Genomic DNA, 21,709 nt, shown 5'->3' on the forward strand with positions numbered 1-21,709 from the left:
TCAAGGCTCATACGCAAACCAGTCAGAAAGTGACGCAACCATCAGGAAGATCTGCGTTTCTTGCGCCAGCTCACCAATTGGCGCCTAAGTTGGATGGTGCTTGAGCAGATAGCTCGCGGGGCCATACGGATTTGGATGCAGGGCCGACGGTGGGCTGTTATCTCGATCGTTCGTTGAGGGGGTGGAGCGACTGAATGGAGGCGTCAAAGTGGCATCCCGCTGAGCGGGCGTGGCTCGCGTCAGGGCGAAGATAGATGGTCGTTGAATTGCCAGCGACCGCCAATAAAAATCCCCCGTGATGGGGGATTTTTATTGCTCGGGTTGGGCGCCAGCGTGACCGACTTGTTGGGCCCAAGGCGCTACCCGTTTGCCCATTACAGGGCCATCAGGCCCCGGCTTCGGGCTGGGTGTGCTCGGGGGCGCCGCTCAGCAGATCCTGTCCTTCGTCCTGACTCAGCATCAGATAGCGTTCGTACTGGCGCAACACATCGGCGCTCAGCTCGTCCCGGGTCAGGTACTGAATGTCGTAACCGGCACGGCCATCTGCAAAGAAGGTGATGGGCTCGAAGATACGGGCGTCGGGGTCGTGGTTGTGGGTCGCTTCCAGGGGGTTGAAGGCGGGGGCGGGGCGGGCCTCGATACGCACCCCGTAGCAGAAGTCGCGTCTACCCTCCTGAGGCACCAGCAGGTGGCACTGCTCCGGATCGTCCTGCACGACCTGGCTGGTGAGCCCGCGGGCATTGAACTCGCTGCACAGGGTGGTCAGGGCGGGCAGGGCGACTTCGCCGAGGAAGTTGCGGGCCTCCTTCTCGCTGGAGGGGCGCAGCAGGTGATCCATGCGGGTGCGCCACTGTTTGCCATTCCAAAAATCGGTGGCAGGGGAGAGGCGCCGCGCCGAGTGCTCTTTATCCGCGATGAGACCGCGCACCAGGCCAAGGCAGAGCAGCACTATGATGAAGGCAAACGGCAGGGCGGCGATCAGCGTCATGGATTGCAGCGCCGCCAGCCCCCCGGTTGCCATCAGGGTACCGGCGGTGACCCCGAGCAGCAGGGCCCAGAACAGGCGTTGCCAGATGGGGGAGCGCTCCTTGCCCTGGGTGGCGATGTTGTCGATGACGAAGGCCCCCGAGTCGGCGGAGGTGACGAAGAAGACGCTGATCAGGATCACCGCCAGGGCGGAGGTGATGTCGGCCCCCGGCAGCAGATCGAAGAAGTTGAACAGCAGGGTATCGACGTTACCGACCGAGTCGATGAGGGCCTGGCCCCCCTCCTGCTGACTGGCCCAGATGGCTGCGTTGCCGAATATCGTCATCCACAGCAGGTTGAAGGCGGTGGGCACGAACAGCACCCCCAGGATGAATTCGCGCAGGGTGCGGCCGCGGGAGATGCGGGCGATGAACAGGCCGACGAAAGGAGACCAGGAGATCCACCAGGCCCAGTAGAGCAGAGTCCAGTTGCCGAACCAGCCTGCCTGGTTGGGCTCGCTGTAGGTGAAGGTGCGGAAGGTGAGCTGGGTCAGGGAGGAGACATAGTTGCCTATGTTCTCTGACAGGGCCCCCAACAGGTACTGGGTGGGACCGGCCACCAGCACGAACAGCAGCAGCACGATGGCGAGGAACAGGTTCAGCTCGGAGAGGCGCTTGACCCCCTTGTCGAGGCCGGTGACCGCAGACAGACCGGCCAGGGCGATGACGATCCCGATGAGGCCAAAGCGGAACAGATCCCCCGAGGTGTCCATCCCGGTGAGCCGGGCGATCCCCGCCGACAGCTGCAGTACCCCGTAACCTAGGGTGGTGGCGATACCGAAGATGGTGCCCACCAGGGCGAAGACGTCTACCGTATGGCCCAGCGGCCCGTGGATCTTCTCCTTGAAGATGGGGTAGAGGCCGGAGCGGATGGTCAGCGGCAGGTTATAGCGAAAGCCGAAATAGGCCAGTACCAGGCCGACGATGGCGTAGATGGCCCAGGCGTGAAAGCCCCAGTGGAAGAAGGTGGTGACCATGGCCTCACGGGCGGCGCCCGGTGTGAGCGGGGTCGCCTGGGGTGGGGAGACGAAGTGGGTCATGGGTTCGCCCACCCCGAAATACATGAGCCCTATCCCCATACCGGCGGCAAACAGCATGGCGAGCCAGGAGGTGAAGCTGAACTCGGGGCGGGCGTCGTCCGGCCCGAGCCGGATGTTGCCGTAGCTGCTGAAGGCCAGCACCAGCAGCAGGATTAGGAACATGCCGACCACCAGCACGTAGAACCAGCTGAAGTGCTCGGCTATCCAGCGCTGACCGTCACCGAAGAAGCGGGCGGCAGATTCGGGGGCCAGGGAGCAGACCGCCAGCAGTGCCACGATAAACAGCAGGCTGGGGATGAAAATAGGCCACGACAGGGTACAACGGGGTGGACGGGGTGCGTTCATGGGAGACCTTTGGGTAGAGGGACTCAGATACTATAAAGCCATGTTCGTAAAAGAGGGGGAGTTGTTTTTCAAATCAGGCGTTCGCTACCACTTTCCACGCTTCAGATGACGGCTAGACAGGGTGCTTTCTGACAGGCAGGCCAAAGGTGTTCGGTCTGTCTATGGCGCTGATATACGCGATCACCTCTGCCAGGGCGCTGTCGCCGAGCAGGTCGATGTTGCCGTCCCGGTTTGCCCGGCTCAGGGAGCGGGCAGGGTCTGGGCGCGGCAGAAGGCGAGGAAGCGGCGCAGGGCCGCGGAGTGGAACTTCTGCCTGTGCCAGACGAGGGAGAGCTGGCGGGGGAAGGTCTGGCTCGGGGTGAGCGCCACCAGGCGGCCGCTGTGCAGGCGATCGGAGACCGCGAGGCGGGAGATAAAGGAGATGCCGAGCCCCTTCTCCACCGCCAGCATCACCGCCTCCAGGGTGTTGAGCTCGAGCCCCGCCTGCCAGCGCGGCAGCCTGGGCAGGATCTGCTGCTCGAACTGCTCACGGCTCCCTGACTGGGGTTCGCGCAGTACCCAGGTTTCGCCTGCGAGCAGGCGAAGAGGCAGCTCCAGCTGCCCGGCCAGGGGGTGGTGGGGCGGGGCTATGATCAGCATCTCGTCTTCGAGCCAGGGCTCGCTCACCAGGTCCGGGTGATGGTTCTCCCCCTCGATGAGGGCCAGATCCAGCTCGAAGTGGGCGAGGGAGTGGCACAACAGGTGGGTGTTGGCGATGGTCACCCTGGGGGCGGATCCCAGCTCCTGGGCGCCCCCCGCCAGCAGACTGGGCAGCAGGTAGTTGCCTATGGTCTGGCTGGCCCCCAGCCGCAGCTGGCCGCTCGGCTCGGCGTCTGGGCCAAACAGCTGCTCTATCTCCTGCATCCGGGTCAGCAGCTCCTCGGCGGCCGGTTGCAGCAGGCGCCCCTCGTTGTTGAGCTGAAGCCTGGGATGCACCCGATCGAACAGCGGGGTGGCGAGCTGGCGCTCCAGCTCCTGCAACGACTGGGAGACGGCCCCCTTGCTGAGGCAGAGCTCGCTGGCCGCGCCCCCCAGGTTGCCGTGGCGGGCTATGGTGGCGAACACCTTGAGTTGTTGCAGGGTCAGCTTCATATCGTTTAATTTTCCTAAACGCTTAGTTCAATTCATTTAGATATCGTAAACGATAGACCCTCTTTATCCTATGTACATCGTCATCAACAAGAGGGTACCAGTCATGATCGCACGCACCCGTCGCTCCCTTGCCGCCGCCCCGACCCCCATGGCCGGGCTGGCACTCGGGATCGCCAGCCTCGGCTGGTGTTGGGAAAATGCCGGTCAGTTCGATGGCCGCCTGCAACTGCTGGGGGCCGCCATCGCCGCCGTGCTGCTCCTCGTCCTCACCTTCAAGTTCCTGCTGCACCCGCGTCTGCTGTGGCAGGATCTCGCCCACCCCGTGGTGGGCAGCGTGGTGCCCACCTATGCCATGGGGACCATGGTGGTCTCCAAGGCGGTGGGGCTGCTGGCCCCGACCCTGGGCCAGGGGCTCTGGCTGTTTGCGGTGATCATTCACCTGGTGTTCCTCGCCACCTTCGTCTGGCACAGGGCCAAGGCGTTTGAAATTCACCACATGGTGCCGAGCTGGTTCGTGCCGCCGGTGGGGATCATCGTGGCCGACGTCGCCTATCCCGGTGGCCCCTTCGCCGCCCTGGCCAATGGCCTGCTCTGGTTCGGCATGGCCTGCTACGCCCTGATGCTGCCGCTGATGCTCTATCGCCTCATCTTCAGCCACGAGGTGCCGGATGCTGCCAAGCCCACCATTGCCATCCTGGCGGCCCCCGCCAGTCTCTCCTTGGCCGGCTACCTCACCGTGAGCCAGGATCCGTCGCTGCTGCTGGTGGCCGTGCTGTTGGGGATAGCCCTGCTGATGACAGGCATCATCTACCTGGCCTTCATCAAGCTGCTGCGTCTGCCGTTCTCGCCGGGTTATGCCGCCTTCACCTTCCCCCTGGTGATAGGCGCCACCGCCCTGTTCAAGGTGGGTCAGCTGCTGTCGCAGTGGCCAGAGGCGGCCCACTATGCGGCGCAGATCAACCAGCTGGCCTATCTGGAGCTCGGTGCGGCGACCCTGATCGTCGGTTATGTGGCGCTGCGCTACCTGATGTTCTTCCTGCCGCTGGGTCAGACTGGGGGCTTGGGTCACCCCGTGCGCCGCTAAGCGTCCGGCTCGCCTGCCAGCAACAGACCCCGCCCCGCGGGGTCTGCTTCATTCTGGGGCCTGCACGATGTCAGCGCCCTTGATGGGGTGCCAGGTATTTTCCCCACGTGAGTATGTTTTCGATCCCTGGCGAGTTAAGGCGGCCTCTTGTCGCACGGCGTGTCCGGCTTTCGTTGAGCAAGGCAGTTGACCATGACGGCTTTGGTTGTAATGCGGCGGGGCGACTATAGTGCACCCTGATGAGGGTGCCTCGTTTGGCCCGCTCGAAGAGGTAAAAACCATATTGGGATCAACAGTAGGAGGTTGTCATATGAAAGGTATTGCCATCCTGGTGACGGTGTTTTTGATGGGGGTGGGGGTCGCGCACAGCGCCACCATGACGGCGCAGCAGCTGTGCGAGAGTCAGGCTGCCGAGAAGAAGTTGAGCGGCGCGGCCAAGACCAGCTTCGTCGGCAAGTGCGTCAAGACAGCCCCGGCCACTGATAGCGCCAAGGCGAGTCAGTGCGAGAAAGCGGCGGCCGACAAGAAGCTGGCCGGTGCGGCCAAGAACAGCTTTATCCAAAAATGCGTGAAAACCGATGCCACGGCCGACAAGGCAAGCCAATGCGAGAAAGCGGCGGCCGACAAGAAGCTGGCCGGTGCGGCCAAGAACAGCTTTATCCAGAAATGCGTGAAAACCGATGCCACGGCCGACAAGGCAAGCCAATGCGAGAAAGCGGCGGCCGACAAGAAGCTGGCGGGGGCGGCCAAGAACAGCTTTATCCAGAAATGCGTCAAGACCGGCTAAGGGTGTGCAAGCGGGGCGCTCCCTGGGGTGCCAGCTAATAGCGATACGCGATGTTCAGGGGGCCCATGGCCCCCTGTTTTATTCGCCGTCATTCGCCATCTCAGGGCTTATTGTCTCAAACGAGGCTGGCGTGCTCGCCCGCAGGGGCCTAGAAGCTGGCCCCTAGGCTGATATATTGGCGCCACTCCTTGCCATCTATGGTGATGCGGCCGTCCGGGGTGTTGAACCAGGTATCGTCCCAATCCAGCTCGCTCGACCAGGAGAGGCGGACGTTATCGTTGAAGTAGTAGCGCATGCCGATGCTGCCATTGACGCTCTGGTTGAGGGTAAAGAGGGGGGAGTCCTGATCCAGGTACTTGATGTAGGTGCCCTTGCTAAACAGCTCTATCCGCTCCTCCCAGACAGGCTGACGATAGTCCCAGCCGAGACTGGCGAAGGGGTAGGAGGCATGCAACTTGCCAAACAGTTCCATGATCTCGTCATTGCCATCGCGCCAATAGGCATGACGCACACCGCCCTGGGTGATGAGTTCGAGGCGGCGCTTCTTGTCATTCCAGAACCGGTAGCCGGGGCCCGAACCCAAGTCGAGGGAGAGATAGTTGGTGTCTATCATGTCGTACTCGTAGTCCACCGAGGTTCGCCAGAACCAGCTCTGATCGAAGAAGATATCGACAATGGGCTTGAGCTGGTAGTCGTGGCTGTCGGTCTTGCCATCGGTGGTTTCGTAGTTGTACTCCCCCTCCAGGGTGTAGCGCCAATCCATGTTGGCGAGTTCGAATGCGCCCTTGAGGTTGACGTCATTGCTCTGGCTGGTGTTGCTCTTGAGCTTGATGTTGACGTCGCCGTTGCCCGTCATATGCCAGGCATTTTCGGCAATGCCGAGGGGGTTGAAGTCGATGCCCCCCTTGGCGGTGGATTTGGGTTTGTAGGGTTGATCGAGCCGCCAGCGCATGATGGCGCTGCGCGCTATGGTCAGCGGCTCCCCATAGGGCAGTTTGATGCGCACCATCTTGTCGGTCATCTCCTCTATCTTGCCGCTCAGCCGATCGCCGTTGTGCATCCAGAGAATATCGGCGGCCCAGAGTGGCGTCGCGGCCAGCAGGGCGCAGAGGCAGAGCAGGCGCGGCAAGGCGCGCAGGAAAGAGCAGGGGTTCATCATGGTGTCCTATCTGGCACTTAACCGCCAACGAGCAGGGGCATGCCGTTTTTGCGCTCCAGCGCCAGGCTGGCTTGACCCGCATCCACCTCGGGGGCATCGATAAAGCCTTTGACCGCCGGGCTCAGCACCAGGGGGGCACCTTGCTCAAGCTCTTGCTCGGTGCGGGACAGGGGGGAGTGCACCTCCAGCCAGCGGCTGCCATCTGGCTCTATGGCGGTCTTGACCGGCTGATTGATGACCCTGACCTGGGTGCCCAACGGCACCTGCTTGAACAGGGATTCGATATCGGCGGGTCGCAGCCGGATGCAGCCGGCACTGACCCTCAGCCCGACGCCGAAATCCTTGTTGGTGCCGTGGATCAGGTAGTCCTGCTTGCCATAGCCGAGCCGCATGGCGAACTTGCCCAACGGATTGTCCGGGCCCGGCGGCACCACGGCGGGCAAGTCGATGCCCTTTTGCTCCAGCCAGGATTTGCGCACCATGGGCCCCGGCGTCCAGGTTGGATTGGGGTTCTTGGCAATGACGGTGGTGGTCATCTCCGGGGTCTCGCGGCCTATGTCACCTATGCCAATGGGCAGTACCACCACATCATTCGCGCCCTTGGGGAAGTAGTAGAGGCGCAGCTCCGGCAAATTGATGACGATGCCCTCTCGCGGCACATCCGGCAGCAGTATCTGAGTGGGCAGGATCAAACGGGTACCCGGTTTGGGCAGGTAGGGATCGACCCCGGGATTGGCCTCAAGCAGTGCCAGGAAGCCAATCTGAGTGTGAGCCCCGATCAGTTCCAGGTGTTCACCTTGCTGCACTATGTAGTCTTCGGGGGCGCCAATGAGGCGGCTGTTGGCAGCAGGCAGCGGATAGCTGGTGGCCAGTGCTGAGCCCGCCCAGCAAGTGGTGAGGAGCGGTAGCAGAATACGCAAGTTGAACATGAGCAATCCAGGTCGTCGAAACGGATCCCCTCAGGGAGGGCGAAAGAGGCGAAATTGTTAACCAATCGGCTCGGGAATACCAGCCCGGCGGCAGCGACGCACCGATCTTCATCCGCCGGGATAAACAACAGGGAGCCAGGCGGAGCAAGGAAGCAACAGGGGAGGAGACCCATGATGAGGCCCGCCATGATGCTTGATGGATTTCTATACAGTCAGTTGATATTTAAAGAGATTGAGATTGATTTCCTGGGTGGGACTGAGTCAGAATAGCCCCTATGGAGAGATGCCGGAGTGGCCGAACGGGATTGACTCGAAATCAATTGTGGTAGCAATACCACCCAGGGTTCGAATCCCTGTTTCTCCGCCATCTATCAAGCCCAACCTACTCAGTAGGTTGGGCTTTTTCGTTGTCTGTCTCTGCGGAGATGCCATCCAGATGAACGGCGCTGGACCGCTCATCGCCCCGTGTTTGCTGTTGAGGGTGCTCGGTAATTTGGACATATCTGAACCCATGACATACAGGGCCCTGAAACGGCGCATCAACAATGCAAGTGGCTGGCTAATGGGTGGCAATTCAAGGTGACCGAGCCAGCTCGAGTGGACGAGCCTGTGTGAAGACTGCGACTGTTTATCGGGATCATCTATCCAGCAAGACGCCCAGTTTGCTCATCAAGGCGATGGAGCCAAGGATGCGCCTCCCTGTGTCTGAAATCGTCGGAGCGGCGCCGGGAGCGGGTTTCGGTCTATGGGATCCGGTGGCTACACTGCCTGAGTTCATGGGGCCTGTGCGTGAGTTGGCGCAGGGCCGGGATCACACAGAAGGAGCGACAGATGGTAATGAGATGGCAGAGCGCGGGGTTGCTGATGGTGAGCCTGATGTCGGGTTGTACCACCCTTGTCCCAGCCCCCATCGAGTATCTGAAACAGGATCCTCCTCCTGGCGGCGTGCCGCCTGGGAAGCTGGTCTATGTGGACGATGGCAAGTGTCCGGATGGCCAGGTCAAAAAGCTTCGCGGCGGCGATGGGAGCAAGAATCTTCCTCGCCACGTCGAGTGTGTGCCGCGTCCGCAGTAGCCAGTACGCTGGCTATGGATCAACAGGGGAAAGCCTTGTCAGCAGTCATCGGCCATCGGCATATAAGTTGATGGGATCAATCCCCAATGAAAAGGCCCAGGCAATTGCCCGGGCCTTTTTGTTTTTATAGGGGCAGGGCGCTAGAAGGCATCGCCCGGCACCCGCACCCAGCCCTCCATCAGGATGCGGGCTGAGCGAGACATCACCGCCTTGGTGACAGTCCACTCGCCATTCACCTGCCGCGCCTCTGCCCCCACCCGCAGGGTGCCTGAAGGGTGGCCAAAACGCACCGCCTCACGCTCGCCGCCACCGGCGACCAGGTTCACCAGGGTGCCGGGAATGGCCGCCGCTGTGCCGATGGCCACGGCGCAGGTGCCCATCATGGCGTGGTGCAGCTTGCCCATGGAGAGTGCCCGCACCAGCAGGTCGATCTCGCCAGCCATCACCGTCTTGCCACTGGAGGAGAGGTACTCCTTCGATTTGGCGACGAAGGCCACCTTGGGGGTGTGCTGGCGGGTGGCCGCCTCCTCCGGCGTCTTGATGAGCCCCATGCGCAGGGCGCCGGCGATACGGATGGCCTCGAAGCGCGCCAGCGCCTCGGGATCGCCGTTGATCGCCTCGCGCAGCTCGGTGCCCTGATAACCGATCTCCTCGGCATTGACGAACACTGTCGGAATGCCGGCGCTGATCATTGTGGCCTTGATGTTTCCTATGCCGGGCACCTCGAGATCGTCGATGAGGTTGCCGGTGGGGAAGAGGGCGCCGCCCTCCTCGCCATCCTCGGAGGGGTCGAGAAACTCCAGCACGATTTCGGCGGCGGGGAAGCTGACCCCATCCAGCTCGAAGTCACCGGTCTCCTGCACCTGGCCGTTGCTCACCGGTACATGGGCCATGATGCTCTTGCCGATATTGGCCTGCCAGACTCGCACCACGCAGGTGCCGTCTTGGGGAATGCGAGCCGGATCCACCAGCCCCGCATGGATGGCGAAGGCGCCGGCGGCGGTGGAGAGGTTGCCGCAGTTGCCGCTCCAGTCCACGAACGGCTTGTCGATGGCAACCTGGCCGTAGAGGTAGTCCACGTCGTGATCGGGCTGCTGGCTCTTGGCGAGGATCACGCACTTGGAGGTGGAGGAGGTGGCGCCCCCCATGCCGTCCATGTGGGCAGAGTAGGGATCGGGGCTGCCGATCACGCGCATGAAGAGCGCGTCGCGGGCCGGGCCCGGCACCTGGCAGCGCTCGGGCAGATCGCTTAAGCGAAAGAAGACGCCCTTGCTGGTGCCGCCGCGCATATAGGTGGCCGGGATCCTGACTTGAGGTGTGTGAGTCGAAGAGAGTGGGGCCATGAATCTTGTCCTGAAAAGAGTGACGGTTCCTTCTTCCTCGGGGAGAAGGTGCCCTAAGGGCGGATGAGGGGAGATCCCCTCACCCCAACCCTCTCCCAAAGGGAGAGGGAGCACATCATGCCTCTCCCGGTGAAGGGGAGGGGGAATACCATATATCAGCTGGCGGCCTTGTGGGTGGTCGCTTCCAGGAAGTCCTGGGCGAAGCGCTGCAGCACGCCGCCAGCCTCGTAGACCGAGACCTCCTCGGCGGTGTCGAGGCGGCAGGTCATGGGCACCTCGAGCGTCTCGCCGTTGCGCCTGTGAATGACCAGCACGAGATCGGTGCGCGGGGTGCGTGCCCCCTTGACATCATAGGTCTCGGTGCCGTCCAGCCCCAGGGTCAAACGGCTGGTGCCCGGTTTGAACTCCAGGGGCAGCACTCCCATGCCGATCAGGTTGGTGCGGTGAATGCGCTCGAAGCCTTCCGCCGCTATCACCTCCACCCCCGCCAGCCGTACCCCCTTGGCCGCCCAGTCACGGGACGAGCCCTGGCCGTAGTCGGCGCCCGCCACTATGATCAGCGGCTGCTTGCGGGCCATGTAGGTTTCGATGGCTTCCCACATCCGCATGACCCGGCCCTCCGGTTCGACCCGGGCGAGGGAGCCCTTCTTCACTGCGCCGTTCACCACCGCCATCTCGTTCACCAGCTGAGGGTTGGCGAAGGTGGCGCGCTGGGCGGTCAGGTGATCGCCGCGGTGGGTGGCGTAGGAGTTGAAGTCCTCCTCCGGCAGGCCCATCTTGTGCAGGTACTCACCGGCCGCGCTGCTGCGCATGATGGCGTTGGAGGGCGACAGGTGATCCGTGGTGATGTTGTCCGGCAACACCGCCAGCGGCCTCATGCCCTTGAGGGTTCGTTCCCCCGCCAGCGCCCCTTCCCCCTCTTTGTCCCAATAAGGCGGGCGACGGATATAGGTGCTCATGGGACGCCAGTCATACAGGGGCGCCACCTTGGGGCCATGCTCTTCCTCTATGGTGAACATGGGGATATAGACCTGACGGAACTGCTCCGGCTTCACCGAGGCCCTGACCACGGCATCTATCTCTTCATCGCTTGGCCAGATGTCTTTCAGGCGAATTTCCTTACCGTTCACCACTCCCAGCACATCCTTCTCTATGTCGAAGCGGATGGTGCCCGCGATGGCGTAGGCCACCACCAGCGGCGGCGAGGCGAGGAAGGCCTGCTTGGCGTAGGGGTGGATGCGACCGTCGAAGTTGCGGTTGCCCGACAGCACGGCGGTGGCATAGAGATCGCGATCGATGATCTCCTGCTGGATGGCGGGATCCAGCGCACCTGACATGCCGTTGCAGGTGGTGCAGGCGAAGGCCACTATGCCAAAGCCCAGCCGCTCCAGCTCGCTGCCCAGCCCCGCCTCTTTCAAGTAAAGCGCGACTGTCTTGGAGCCCGGCGCCAGGGACGACTTGACCCAGGGTTTGCGGGTCAGGCCGAGCTGGTTGGCGTTGCGCGCCAAGAGTCCCGCCGCAATCACGTTGCGCGGGTTGCTGGTGTTGGTGCAGCTGGTGATGGCGGCGATGATGACGGCCCCATCCGGCAGCAGGCCGTCGGCCTCCTGGGCGCGGGCCTTGTCCAGATCCACCGCTATGCCGCGGGCGGCGAGATCGGCCACCGGCAGGCGGCGGTGGGGGTTGGAGGGGCCCGCCAGGGTGCGCACCACGGTCGATAAATCAAAGTGCAGCACGCGCTCGTACTGGGCACTCGCCAGGCAGTCGGCCCAGAGACCCGCCTCCTTGGCATAGGTCTCCACCAGCTTGACCTGCTCACTATCACGGCCGGTGAGGCGCAGGTAGTCGAGGGTCTGCTGGTCGATGAAGAACATGGCCGCGGTGGCGCCGTATTCCGGTGCCATGTTGGAGATGGTGGCGCGATCGCCGAGGGTCAGGGCGCCAGCACCCTCACCACGGAACTCCAGGTAGGCGCCGACCACTTTCTCCTTGCGCAGGAACTCGGTCAGGGAGAGCACCAGGTCGGTGGCGGTGATACCGGGTTGCGGCTTGCCACTGAGCTCGACGCCGACGATCGAAGGCAGGCGCATCCAGGAGGCGCGCCCCAGCATCACGTTCTCGGCTTCCAGGCCGCCCACCCCCACCGCGATCACCCCGAGGGCGTCGACGTGGGGGGTGTGGCTGTCGGTGCCGACACAGGTGTCCGGGTAGGCGAGGCCCCTGTCGTTGTGAATGACAGGCGACATCTTCTCCAGGTTGATCTGGTGCATGATGCCGTTGCCCGGCTGGATCACCTCTATGTTCTTGAACGCCTGCTTGGTCCAGTTGATGAAGTGGAAGCGATCCTCGTTGCGGCGATCCTCGATGGCGCGGTTCTTGGCAAAGGCATCCGGATCGAAGCCGCCGCACTCCACGGCCAGGGAGTGATCGACGATGAGCTGCACCGGCACCACAGGGTTGACCTGGGCAGGATCTCCCCCCTGATCGGCGATGGCATCGCGCAGACCGGCCAAGTCCACCAGGGCGGTCTGGCCCAGGATGTCGTGGCACACCACCCGGGCCGGGAACCAGGGGAAGTCGCGATCGCGTTTATTCAAGGCGATCTGGCCGAGGCACTCGCCGAGGATGGCCGGATCGCACTTGCGCACCAGATTCTCGGCGTGGACGCGGGCGGTATAAGAGAGTTTGTCCCAGGCGCCGGGCTGGATGGCTTCGACCGCCGCACGGGCGTCGAAGTAGTCCAGCGCCGTGCCGGGCAGGGGCTTGCGATATTGAGTGTTAATCATCACTTGCGCTCCTGATTCTGCTCGGCATGGACGCGGGCTGTGTAGGAGAGCCTGTCCCTGGCGCCGGGGGCGATGGCGTTCACCGCTTCCCGGGCGTCGAAGTAATCCAGTGCCGTACCGGGCAGCGGCTTGCGGTATTGTGCGTTGGTCATCACTTGCGCTCCTTGAGCGGCACGAAGGTCAGATCCTCCGGGCCCGTGTAGTTGGCGCTCGGGCGGATGATCTTGCCGTCGATGCGCTGCTCGATGACATGAGCCGACCAGCCGGAGGTGCGGGCGATCACGAACAGCGGGGTGAACATGGCGGTGGGCACCCCCACCATGTGGTAGCTGACGGCGCTGAACCAGTCGAGGTTCGGGAACATCTTCTTGGCCTCCCACATGGTGGACTCCAGCCGCTCGGCGATGTCGAACATCTTGCTGTTGTGCTGCTCCAGGCTGAGCTCGCGAGCCACCTCTTTAATCACCTTGTTGCGGGGATCCGAGACGGTATAGACCGGGTGGCCGAAGCCGATCACCACTTCTTTTTTCTCGACCCGGGCGCGGATGTCAGCCTCGGCCTCATCCGGATTCTCATAGCGCTTCTGGATCTCGAAGGCCACCTCGTTGGCGCCGCCGTGCTTGGGCCCGCGCAGGGCGCCGATGGCACCGGTGATGCAGGAGTACATGTCGGAGCCGGTGCCCGCGATCACCCGGCCTGCGAAGGTGGAGGCGTTGAACTCATGCTCTGCGTAGAGGATCAGCGAGGTGTGCATGGCGCGCACCCAGGAGGCACGTGGCTTCTCCCCGTGCAGCAGGTGCAGGAAGTGGCCGCCGATGGAGTCATCATCGGTCTCGACTTCGATGCGCTTGCCGTTGTGGCTGAAGTGGTACCAGTAGAGCAGCACCGAGCCTAAGCAGGCCATCAGCTTGTCGGCGATGTCCCGGGCGCCCGGGTGGTTGTGGTCGTCCTTCTCCGGCGACACGCAGCCCAGCACCGAGACGGCGCTGCGCATCACGTCCATGGGGTGGGCGGAGGGGGGCAGCTGCTCCAGGGCGGTCTTGACGCCGGAGGGCAGGCCACGCAGGGCCTTGAGCTTGGCCTTGTAGGCGGCCAGCTCGGCGATGTTGGGCAGATGGCCATGCACCAGCAGGTGGGCAATCTCCTCGAATTCACAGCTGGTGGCGACATCGAGGATGTCATAGCCACGGTAGTGCAGGTCGTTGCCGGAGAGGCCGACGGTGCACAGGGCGGTATTGCCGGCGGCGGTGCCGGAGAGGGCGACGGATTTCTTCGGTTTGAAGCCGGGGGTGGTCTCCACAAGTGCGCTCATCACAGGTTTCCTCATTCAGTCCGTTGAAGCGCCGGCCGCCAGCATGAGGCGGCCGGTCGGCGTGTTATTCCTTGGTAGACAGATCCTTGGTGAACAGCCTGTCCAGGGTCTGCTCGTAGTGGTGGTAGCCGAGGAAGTCATAGAGCGCTTCCCGGGTCTGCATGGTGTCGACCACGGCGCGCTGGTGACCATCCTGGCGAAGCTGCTGATAGACATTGAGGGCGGCCTGGTTGGCGGCGCGGGCGGCGCTCAGGGGGTAGAGCACCATGTCAACGCCATGGGCAGCGAGGGCCTCCTTGTCAAACAGCTCGGTCTGGCCGAATTCGGTCATGTTGGCGAGGATGGGGACGCCAGCCGCCTGCTTGAAGCGGTCGTACTGATCCAGCTCGGTGACCGCCTCGGCGAAGATCATGTCGGCCCCGGCGGCGGCGTAGGCCGCGGCGCGCTCCAGGGCCGAACCCAGCCCTTCCACCGCCAGGGCGTCGGTGCGGGCCATGATGACGAAGTGCTCATCGGTGCGGGCGTCGACCGCCGCCTTGATCCTGTCCACCATCTCGGCGATGGAGACCACGGCCTTGTTGGGTCTGTGACCGCAGCGCTTCTGGGCAACCTGATCCTCCATGTGGACGGCGGCGACACCACCGCGTTCGAAGGCGCGGACGGTGCGGGCGATGTTGAAGGCGCCGCCCCAGCCGGTGTCGATGTCGACCAGCAGTGGCACTTGAGTCGCGGCGGTGATGCGCTCGGCATCGATGAGCACGTCGTTCATGGAGGTCATGCCGAGATCCGGCAGGCCATAGGAGGCGTTGGCCACCCCGGCACCGGACAGATAAAGCGCCTTGAAACCGCTGCGCTCGGCCATCAGCGCCATGTAGGCGTTGATGGTACCGACGATCTGCAGGGGTTTTTCATTGGCCAGCGCGCTGCGAAAGCGGGCTCCGGCCGACGGGGACAAGGTAGACATACAGACTCCTTTCATGCTGTTCATGGTTTTCCGTGAATAGAACTATCTCACACTACGTTGACGTCAACGTCAACATTACTTAAGTCCAAGGGGCATCGCATCGGCGCGCCAGCCACCGGGTCTGGATGACGCCATATCCTCCAGTCAGATGGCGCTCATCCCATGGTGTAAGCGGCTTTTGGCGTGTTGCCGCCAGGCTGGACAGGACAGCTTCTGTCGTCTTCCCCGAGGGTAGGCAACGCATTCTAAGGGGGTCATGAGATGAAAAGTGGCTGTCGCCCGATGAGAAGGGTCATTCACCCAACCCCCTGGATTCAATCCGGACGATGCATTTCATTCACGAACGGATTGGAGGAGTGAGATGGCCAACGCCATAGGCTTTTATGAAACCGGGGCCCGGACGTGCGGCGCGACGAAGAGGTGGCGGTGGGGGTCTGCGTCGGCACCGCTTCCGGCCCCATCGAGGGCTTCAACCTGCGGCTGCTGGCCATGAAGGGCTCCCTCTATCTGGCCCGTCCGGCGCTCGCCGACTACATCGCCGATCCCGCCGAGAAGGAGGCCCTGGCGACGAGCTGTTCGGTCACGGGGCCAGCGGGCGGATCAAGAGAGAGCAACCAGGGTTACGCGTTGCAGGACGCAGCGCAGGTTCACCGCTCTCTCGAGTCGCGCCAGATCCGGGTCGTGCAAGGGATCCCGAAGACCTGCGTCGGCAAGGTCAACGAGACGCTGATCCGGGAGCAAGAAATGGGCGCCATGAGCAAATCCTGAGCACAGTGGCGCTCACCCGGCAGGCGCTTTGCCTTGCTCAGTGGGTGAGGGGTCAGGGGAAAAGGCACGGCCCTGGTTATCATCCCCCGGGGCGCAGTGCGGGCGGGGTGGGCATGGTCTCGCGCCCGGTGGCATCGCTGCCGCCCAGGGCGAGATAGAGACTGGCCATGGTGTTGAGCTGAGTCTGCTGCTGGCTGAGCAGGGCCAGCTCGGCATCCCAGCGTCGATTCTGTTCATCGAGCCAATCTTGCACCGGACTGCTACCCGCCTCGACGCGCACCCGGGCGAGCCGGTCCGCGTCGATGGCATAGTCTTGCTGTTCGGCGAGGCTGGCCAGCTGCTGCTCGCCAAAGCGGCGGGCGGCGAGGGCGTTTTCCACCTCGAACAGCGCATCGAACAGCTGCTGGCGAAACTCGGCCTGGGCTATCTGGTAGTCGTTCTGGCTGCCGGCGACGGCGAGTCGATTGCTGTTGTACTCGAGGAAGGGCAGGGTCAAGGCGGCCCCCAGGCTGCCCACCGGATTTTCCAGCACCTGCGCCAGGGTATCCGATGCGGTGCTGGCCCCCCCGGTCAGGGTGAGCGCCGGGTAGAAGCTGGTGCGCACCTCGTCACTGCGCGCCAGCGTCTTGCGCAGGCGCAGCTCGGCGGCTCTCACATCCGGGCGTCTGGCCAGCAGATCGGCCGGCAGGCCGGCGGCGATGTCAGGGATGGGGCTTTGGGTGAGGCTCTGCGGCTCGAAGGGGAGAGGTCCTCGACTGCGGCCGAGCAGTTGCAGCAGCGCATTGCTCGCCGCGACCCTCTGATTGCGCAGGTTAGCCTGGGCGGCACGCTTGCCGGCGAGCTGCCCGCTGGCTTGCACCAGATCGAGGCGAGGAATGGCCCCTGCCTCATATTTGACTCGGGTCAGGCTCTGGATCTCGCTGAGGTTGGCCAGTTGGCGCTCCCCCAGGGTGATGGCGCTGTTGAGATAGCCGAGTTGCCAATATTGCTGCAGGGTCTGGCTGATCAGGCTCTGGCGGGTGGCGGCGAGATCCTCGGCGCTGGCGGCGGCCTCCCAGCTTGCCTGATCCCGCACCGCCGCCAGTTTGCCCCACAGATCCACTTCATAACTGATGGCGAGGGTCGGTCCCAGACTGTGGGTGCTGGCGCCACTCTTGATGTCCTTGGTGCCGCTGGCCCCCAGGCTGGCATTGACCCCTGGGGTCAGGTTGGTGTCGGCCTGATCCGCTGCGATCCTCGCGCTCTTGAGCCGGAGTCCGGCCACATAAAGATTGGTATTGGCGGCGAGTACCGCCTCGACCAGGGCGTCGAGTCGGGGGTCATGAAAGCCCTGCCACCAGGAGCCGGTTTGCACGGACAGAGCAGGCACATCCCCCTCTTGCCACTGGTCTGGCAGCGCCAGGTCGGCTCTGTGATAACTGCTCTGTTGGGAGCAGGCGCCGAGGGCGAGGCAGAGCCCCAGCCAGGATATCTTCATGGGTTTCATCTTCACTCTCTGGCCAGCGCGACCACAGGGTCGAGCCGGGCGGCATTGCGGGCGGGCAGATAACCAAACAGCACCCCGATCAGGGTGGAACAGGCAAACGCCATCAGGATGGAGAAGAGGGAGAACTGCATCTGCATCGCATCGACCAGGGAGGAGAACAGCAGGCCGATCAGCAAGGCGATGCCGACCCCGAGTACGCCCCCGAGCAGGCTGACCATCACGGCTTCAATCAGGAACTGTTGCAAGATGTCGGACTGACGAGCGCCCACCGCGATGCGAATGCCAATCTCCCGGGTGCGCTCCACCACGGAGACCAGCATGATGTTCATGACGCCAACGCCGCCGACGATCAGCGAAATCACCGCGATAGCCGAGACCAGCAGGGTCAGGGTTGCTGTAGTTTTCTCGACGGATTTCAATATCTTGTCGCTACTGAAGGTGAAGAAATCCTTGCTGCCATGGCGTTGGCGCAGCAGGGCAATGACCTCTCGCTCTGCCAGGGCGGGCTGGATGCCATCCCTGACCCTCAGGGTTATCTGATTGAAATGGTTCTGGGAGATGAGGCGACTCATCACGGCGCGATAGGGCAACCAGACGCTCACCGACTGGCTCGGTTGGCGAAAGCCGGTCTCCTCCTTGATGAGACCGATGATCCGCACCGGCAGGGTACCGATGAGCAGCACCTTGCCGATGGGGTCTTCATCGCCGAGCAAGCCCTTGATGGTGTCGGCATCGACCACGGCCAGGGGCGCCCTGTCCAGGCTGTCGCGCTCGCTGAACAGGCGGCCACTGACGAGTGTCATGCCCTTGACCCGGAAGAAGTCGCTGCTGACGCCGTTGACGGTGCCGCTCTTGGTCTGATTGCGATAGCGCAGCTGCACCGAGGTGGAGAGCTGGGGGCTGGCCCCCTCCAGATAGGGTTGTCCCTGCAGTGCGCGCAAGTCGCCCTCGTTGAGGGTGCGTATGCTGGCAGCCTGCTCATCTCCCCAATCCTTGCCGGGGAAGACGTCTATGGTGTTGGTGCCCATGGCGTTGATCTCGCCTATCACCTTGGCGCGGGCGCCCTGACCCAGGGCCACCACGCTCACCACGGCGGCGATGCCGATGATGATGCCGAGCATGGTGAGAAAGGTGCGCATTCGGTGAGCCATCATGGCATGCAGGGCCATGCGGGCGGCTTCGCGGTAACGATCCAGCCCCTGATTGCCCAAGGACTGGGGCATGGTCTTCAGGGCAGAGGCCGTCTGCTGCGGGCTGCCGCTGTCGCTCTGCACCTGGCCATCCTTGAGGGTGATGATGCGATCCGCATGGTCCGCCACCGCCATGTCATGGGTCACCAGTATGATGGTGTGACCCAGGGCATGGAGCTCCTTGAGGATGGCCATCACCTCCTTGCCGCTCTGGCTGTCCAGTGCACCGGTCGGTTCGTCGGCCAGGATCACCTCGCCGCCATTGGCCAGGGCGCGGGCGATACTGACCCGCTGCTGCTGTCCGCCGGAGAGTTGGCCCGGAGTGTGATGGCTGCGATCGGCCAGCCCCAGCCGGGTGAGCAGCGCCTTGGAGCGAGCATGGCGATCCCCCTTGGCCATGCCGGCATAGACGGCGGGGATCTCGACGTTGGCGGCGGCGTCCAGATGTGGCAGCAGGTGATAGCGCTGGAAGATGAAGCCGAAGTGATGGCAGCGCAGCCGGGCCAGGGCCAGGGCGTCCAAGTCCGCGGTCTCCTGACCGCGAAACAGATAGCGCCCCTCGCTGGGTCTGTCGAGGCAGCCGAGCAGGTTCATCAGGGTGGATTTTCCCGACCCCGAGGCGCCGACAATGGCCACCATCTCCCCGGCGTGGATGGACAAGTCCAGCGGGTGCAGCACTGTCACCTCCTGCTCCCCGCTCAGGTAGCGGCGACTGACGCCTCGCAGTTCAATAAGCGGAGCGTCGCCGGGGGCCTCATTGCGGGAGGCCATCATGACATCTCATCCTCTTCCTCATGGCCCTCATCCCCGGTTGCCTTGGGGGCCTCGCCAATCACCACCTTGTCATGCTCGGCGAGTCCCTCCAGTACCTCGACCTTGATATCATCCTTGAGTCCGGTCTTGATGGTACGGGGCTCGGGGGTGTCACCGCTTAACAGCTGTACTTGATACTCGCCCGGCGCCAACTGTTTGCCGAGGGCGGTTCTGGGAATGGTCAACACGCCCTTGCGCTCGCCAAGCACTATGGTGACCTGGGTGGTCATGGCGACCCGCAGGGCATGGTCGGGGTTGGGCACATCGAACAGGGCATAGTAGTAGACGGCAACATTGGTGCTGCTGGTGCTGGTCGTTGCATCGTTGACATTGGTTGGTGCCAGTTCAACGGTGCGCAGCTTGGCCCGGTAGCGGGTATCGGGATCGCCAATCAGGGTGAAGTAGACCGGCATGCCGGCGCGCACCTTGCTGACATCGGCCTCGGAGATCTGCGCCTTGACCGTCATGATATCCAGATTGGCGAGCTTGAGCAGGGTGGGCACCGTCTGGGTGGCCGCCAGGGTCTGGCCCTGACGGGTGACGATGGAGACGACGGTGCCATCCATGGGGGCCTGGATCCGGGTATAGCCGAGCTGGGTGCGGGAGCGCTCGACCTTGATGGCGGCACTGTCGATGTTGGCCTGGGCGTTTTGCAGCTCGGCCCGGGTCACGGCGAGCTGGGCCTCGGCGTTTTCGAGGTCGGCCTTTGAACTCGCCTGCTGGCCAAACATCTGCTGCTGGCGGTGATAGGCGAGCTCGTACTGCTTGAGCTGTGCCTGCTTGATCCTGAGCTGCGCCTGGCTACTGGCGAGCTCGGCCTGGGCCGTCTTGAGATCGTTCTGGGCGATCAGCGGGTCTATCTCGGCCAACAGATCCCCCTGTTTGACCTGCTGACCATTCTCGACCAGCAGCCGGGTGACCTGACCCGAGACCTGGGCACCCACATCGACCTGTTCCACCGCCTCCAGGGCGCCACTGGCGAGCACGGCATCTTCGATGTCCTGGCGGGTGACCGATGCACTCAACAAGGGTTCGGCAGCCTTGCCCGGCCATAGCAGCCAGATGGAGAGAGCGACCAGCAGGGCGGCCATCAGCCAGCGCAGCGGGGGAGTGAGGGGCATCTTCATCGTGAATCTGGCATCCATGAACGCGGGGGGAGACAAAAGGAGACATCCTGCCGCAAAAGGCGGACAAAAGACAACTGGGATCCTGTAACAAAGCTTGTCAACTCAGGACGCAGGAGGAGAAGCCTCCCGCAGGGAGGCGCTCTGCATGGGGCAGGGATGGCGAAGCGCGCCAGCCTGATATGGCTGACCCGCTGGGTGCGGGCCAGCGCCGGGTAGCAGGGCACTTCGCCTGAAGAGTGGGGGCGTCAGCCGGGTTGGCTGAGGCTGGTCAATCAGCCTTGGCTGAGTTGGGCGGTGAGCCAGGGGAGCCCTTGCTTCTTGCGGCTCACCACCCCTGGCAGAGTCACGGTGTGTTGCGGCAGCTGCGGCAATGCCCTTTGCGGGTGAGGACAGGCGCTGATCCGGCTCGCCCCTTCGCCGAGATCCGTCACCATCAGCACATAGGCATCCAGGTCATCGGTGGTCACTCGTTGCGCCATCTCGGCCTCGAGCTCCGCCATCAGGGGGGTTATCTGGGCCTGGCTGCCGACCTCTATCTGGCTCATCACCAGATTGACCCCTGCCACCTGATAACCCTTCTCGTCCTGACGCAGCAACTGGGCGGCGCTGAGTCCGCTGAGATCCGTCTTGGCCACCAGCAACTGCTGACCAAACTCGGCCAGGCTCAACCCGGCAAGGGGAGCCAGTCGCTGACAGGCTGCCTCATCCTGAGGGGTGGTCGTCGGGGAGGTGAGGCAGAGGGTGTCGCTCATGATGGCACCAAGCAAGAGACGGGCCTGGGGGCGGGTCACCTGGTCGAGCAGGCTCAACACTATGGTGGCCGAGCAGCCTACGGCGCGGATCCAGGCATCGAAGGGGGCCTCGGTGCGCAGGGAGCCGAGTCTGTGGTGATCCACCAGACCGATGATGTTGGCGCGGGCCAGGCTCTCGGGCCCCTGCTCGAAGTCGCTGAAATCCACCAGCCAGACATCCAGACCGTCCAGCTCCTGGGTCAGCAGGGCAGGGCTCTTTATGCCGGCGCACTCCAGAATGAAGCGGGTCTCGGTGCGCAAGGAGCCCAGGCGCCAGGGAGTGGCGGGACGCCCCTGGCCGTTGAGCCAGTCTGCCAGTACCAGGGCACTGCAGATGCTGTCACTGTCGGGATTGCGATGGCCGAATACATGGATCATGAAAACCTCGGGCTGGATGCGCTTAAACAAGATAGGCCATCAGCATATCATCCCGGCGCTGTGAGGGGGATGGATCCTGATGCGGGATGATGCGCGCAGGAGGGGAGTCCGCTTGGAGACCTGGACTTTCCCTTGCAAAGAGGCAGCAGAGGATCCCGCGTCGCGCTGGCCATCAAA

The 21,709-nt window shown here is 63.4% G+C and carries 16 protein-coding genes, 1 tRNA gene and 1 pseudogene; 5 read left to right on the plus strand and 13 right to left on the minus strand.

Annotated features, from left to right (window positions below; genetic code table 11):
• Window positions 1-385: 385 nt before the first annotated feature.
• Together KYK33_RS06760 and KYK33_RS06765 are read right to left on the minus strand one after the other, a co-directional pair.
• On the minus strand, window positions 386-2,410 hold the full coding sequence (locus KYK33_RS06760; RefSeq protein ID WP_224432475.1) for a BCCT family transporter: 2,025 nt from the start codon (window positions 2,408-2,410) through the stop codon (window positions 386-388).
• 240 nt (window positions 2,411-2,650) lie between these two features.
• Window positions 2,651-3,541, minus strand: coding sequence for a LysR substrate-binding domain-containing protein (locus KYK33_RS06765; protein WP_224432476.1), 891 nt, complete (start codon window positions 3,539-3,541; stop codon window positions 2,651-2,653).
• 103 nt (window positions 3,542-3,644) lie between these two features.
• Here KYK33_RS06765 and KYK33_RS06770 point away from each other — a divergent pair, with 103 nt between their 5' ends.
• Both KYK33_RS06770 and KYK33_RS06775 read left to right on the plus strand, forming a co-directional pair.
• Complete coding sequence (locus tag KYK33_RS06770) at window positions 3,645-4,625, plus strand: TDT family transporter (RefSeq protein ID WP_224432477.1); 981 nt, start codon at window positions 3,645-3,647, stop codon at window positions 4,623-4,625.
• Window positions 4,626-4,935: 310 nt separating this feature from the next.
• Window positions 4,936-5,316, plus strand: a pseudogene (locus KYK33_RS06775) (hypothetical protein); the annotation flags it as partial.
• 244 nt (window positions 5,317-5,560) lie between these two features.
• Here KYK33_RS06775 and KYK33_RS06780 read toward each other — a convergent pair.
• Both KYK33_RS06780 and KYK33_RS06785 read right to left on the minus strand, forming a co-directional pair.
• The gene (locus KYK33_RS06780; protein WP_224432478.1) at window positions 5,561-6,568 is read right to left on the minus strand and encodes a DUF481 domain-containing protein; all 1,008 of its coding nucleotides are present in this window, start codon (window positions 6,566-6,568) and stop codon (window positions 5,561-5,563) included.
• Between the two features lie 20 nt (window positions 6,569-6,588).
• Complete coding sequence (locus tag KYK33_RS06785; protein ID WP_224432479.1) at window positions 6,589-7,500, minus strand: L,D-transpeptidase family protein; 912 nt, start codon at window positions 7,498-7,500, stop codon at window positions 6,589-6,591.
• A 277-nt stretch (window positions 7,501-7,777) separates the two neighbouring features.
• On the opposite strand from KYK33_RS06785, the gene KYK33_RS06790 reads away from it, so the two are divergent.
• Window positions 7,778-7,867, plus strand: a tRNA-Ser gene (locus KYK33_RS06790).
• A 464-nt stretch (window positions 7,868-8,331) separates the two neighbouring features.
• Window positions 8,332-8,574, plus strand: a complete 243-nt coding sequence (locus tag KYK33_RS06795) for a DUF6719 family protein (RefSeq protein WP_224432480.1) — start codon at window positions 8,332-8,334, stop codon at window positions 8,572-8,574.
• A gap of 140 nt (window positions 8,575-8,714) precedes the next feature.
• Here the strand turns inward: KYK33_RS06795 and prpF are convergent, their stop codons facing one another.
• From prpF to prpB, 5 genes are all read right to left on the minus strand, one after another.
• A complete protein-coding gene (gene prpF, locus KYK33_RS06800) occupies window positions 8,715-9,917 on the minus strand; it encodes a 2-methylaconitate cis-trans isomerase PrpF (RefSeq protein WP_224432481.1) in 1,203 nt (400 codons plus the stop codon).
• A 155-nt stretch (window positions 9,918-10,072) separates the two neighbouring features.
• Window positions 10,073-12,703, minus strand: a complete 2,631-nt coding sequence (acnD, locus tag KYK33_RS06805; protein ID WP_224432964.1) for a Fe/S-dependent 2-methylisocitrate dehydratase AcnD — start codon at window positions 12,701-12,703, stop codon at window positions 10,073-10,075.
• Window positions 12,703-12,855: a hypothetical protein gene (locus tag KYK33_RS06810; RefSeq protein WP_224432482.1), complete on the minus strand. Its 153-nt coding sequence runs from the start codon at window positions 12,853-12,855 to the stop codon at window positions 12,703-12,705. Before KYK33_RS06810 ends, acnD begins: the two co-directional genes overlap by 1 nt.
• Window positions 12,855-14,015: a bifunctional 2-methylcitrate synthase/citrate synthase gene (gene prpC / locus KYK33_RS06815; RefSeq protein ID WP_224432483.1), complete on the minus strand. Its 1,161-nt coding sequence runs from the start codon at window positions 14,013-14,015 to the stop codon at window positions 12,855-12,857. Before prpC ends, KYK33_RS06810 begins: the two co-directional genes overlap by 1 nt.
• A 64-nt stretch (window positions 14,016-14,079) precedes the next feature.
• Window positions 14,080-14,979 (minus strand): methylisocitrate lyase, encoded by a 900-nt coding sequence (prpB, locus tag KYK33_RS06820; RefSeq protein ID WP_224432484.1) that lies wholly within the window; start codon window positions 14,977-14,979, stop codon window positions 14,080-14,082.
• A 402-nt stretch (window positions 14,980-15,381) separates the two neighbouring features.
• Here prpB and KYK33_RS06825 point away from each other — a divergent pair, with 402 nt between their 5' ends.
• Window positions 15,382-15,747 (plus strand): MDR/zinc-dependent alcohol dehydrogenase-like family protein, encoded by a 366-nt coding sequence (locus tag KYK33_RS06825; protein ID WP_224432485.1) that lies wholly within the window; start codon window positions 15,382-15,384, stop codon window positions 15,745-15,747.
• Between the two features lie 79 nt (window positions 15,748-15,826).
• Here the strand turns inward: KYK33_RS06825 and KYK33_RS06830 are convergent, their stop codons facing one another.
• The 4 genes from KYK33_RS06830 to KYK33_RS06845 form a co-directional block, all read right to left on the minus strand.
• Complete coding sequence (locus KYK33_RS06830; RefSeq protein WP_224432486.1) at window positions 15,827-17,224, minus strand: efflux transporter outer membrane subunit; 1,398 nt, start codon at window positions 17,222-17,224, stop codon at window positions 15,827-15,829.
• 11 nt (window positions 17,225-17,235) lie between these two features.
• Window positions 17,236-19,194, minus strand: a complete 1,959-nt coding sequence (locus KYK33_RS06835) for a MacB family efflux pump subunit (protein WP_224432965.1) — start codon at window positions 19,192-19,194, stop codon at window positions 17,236-17,238.
• Window positions 19,194-20,357, minus strand: coding sequence for an efflux RND transporter periplasmic adaptor subunit (locus KYK33_RS06840; protein WP_224432966.1), 1,164 nt, complete (start codon window positions 20,355-20,357; stop codon window positions 19,194-19,196). The genes KYK33_RS06835 and KYK33_RS06840 overlap by 1 nt, the downstream gene beginning before the upstream one ends.
• A 278-nt stretch (window positions 20,358-20,635) precedes the next feature.
• Complete coding sequence (locus KYK33_RS06845) at window positions 20,636-21,532, minus strand: DHH family phosphoesterase (protein WP_224432487.1); 897 nt, start codon at window positions 21,530-21,532, stop codon at window positions 20,636-20,638.
• Between the last annotated feature and the right edge of the window lie 177 nt (window positions 21,533-21,709).

Origin of the sequence: Aeromonas rivuli (assembly GCF_020149575.1) — a bacterium.
GTDB lineage: Bacteria > Pseudomonadota > Gammaproteobacteria > Enterobacterales > Aeromonadaceae > Aeromonas > Aeromonas rivuli.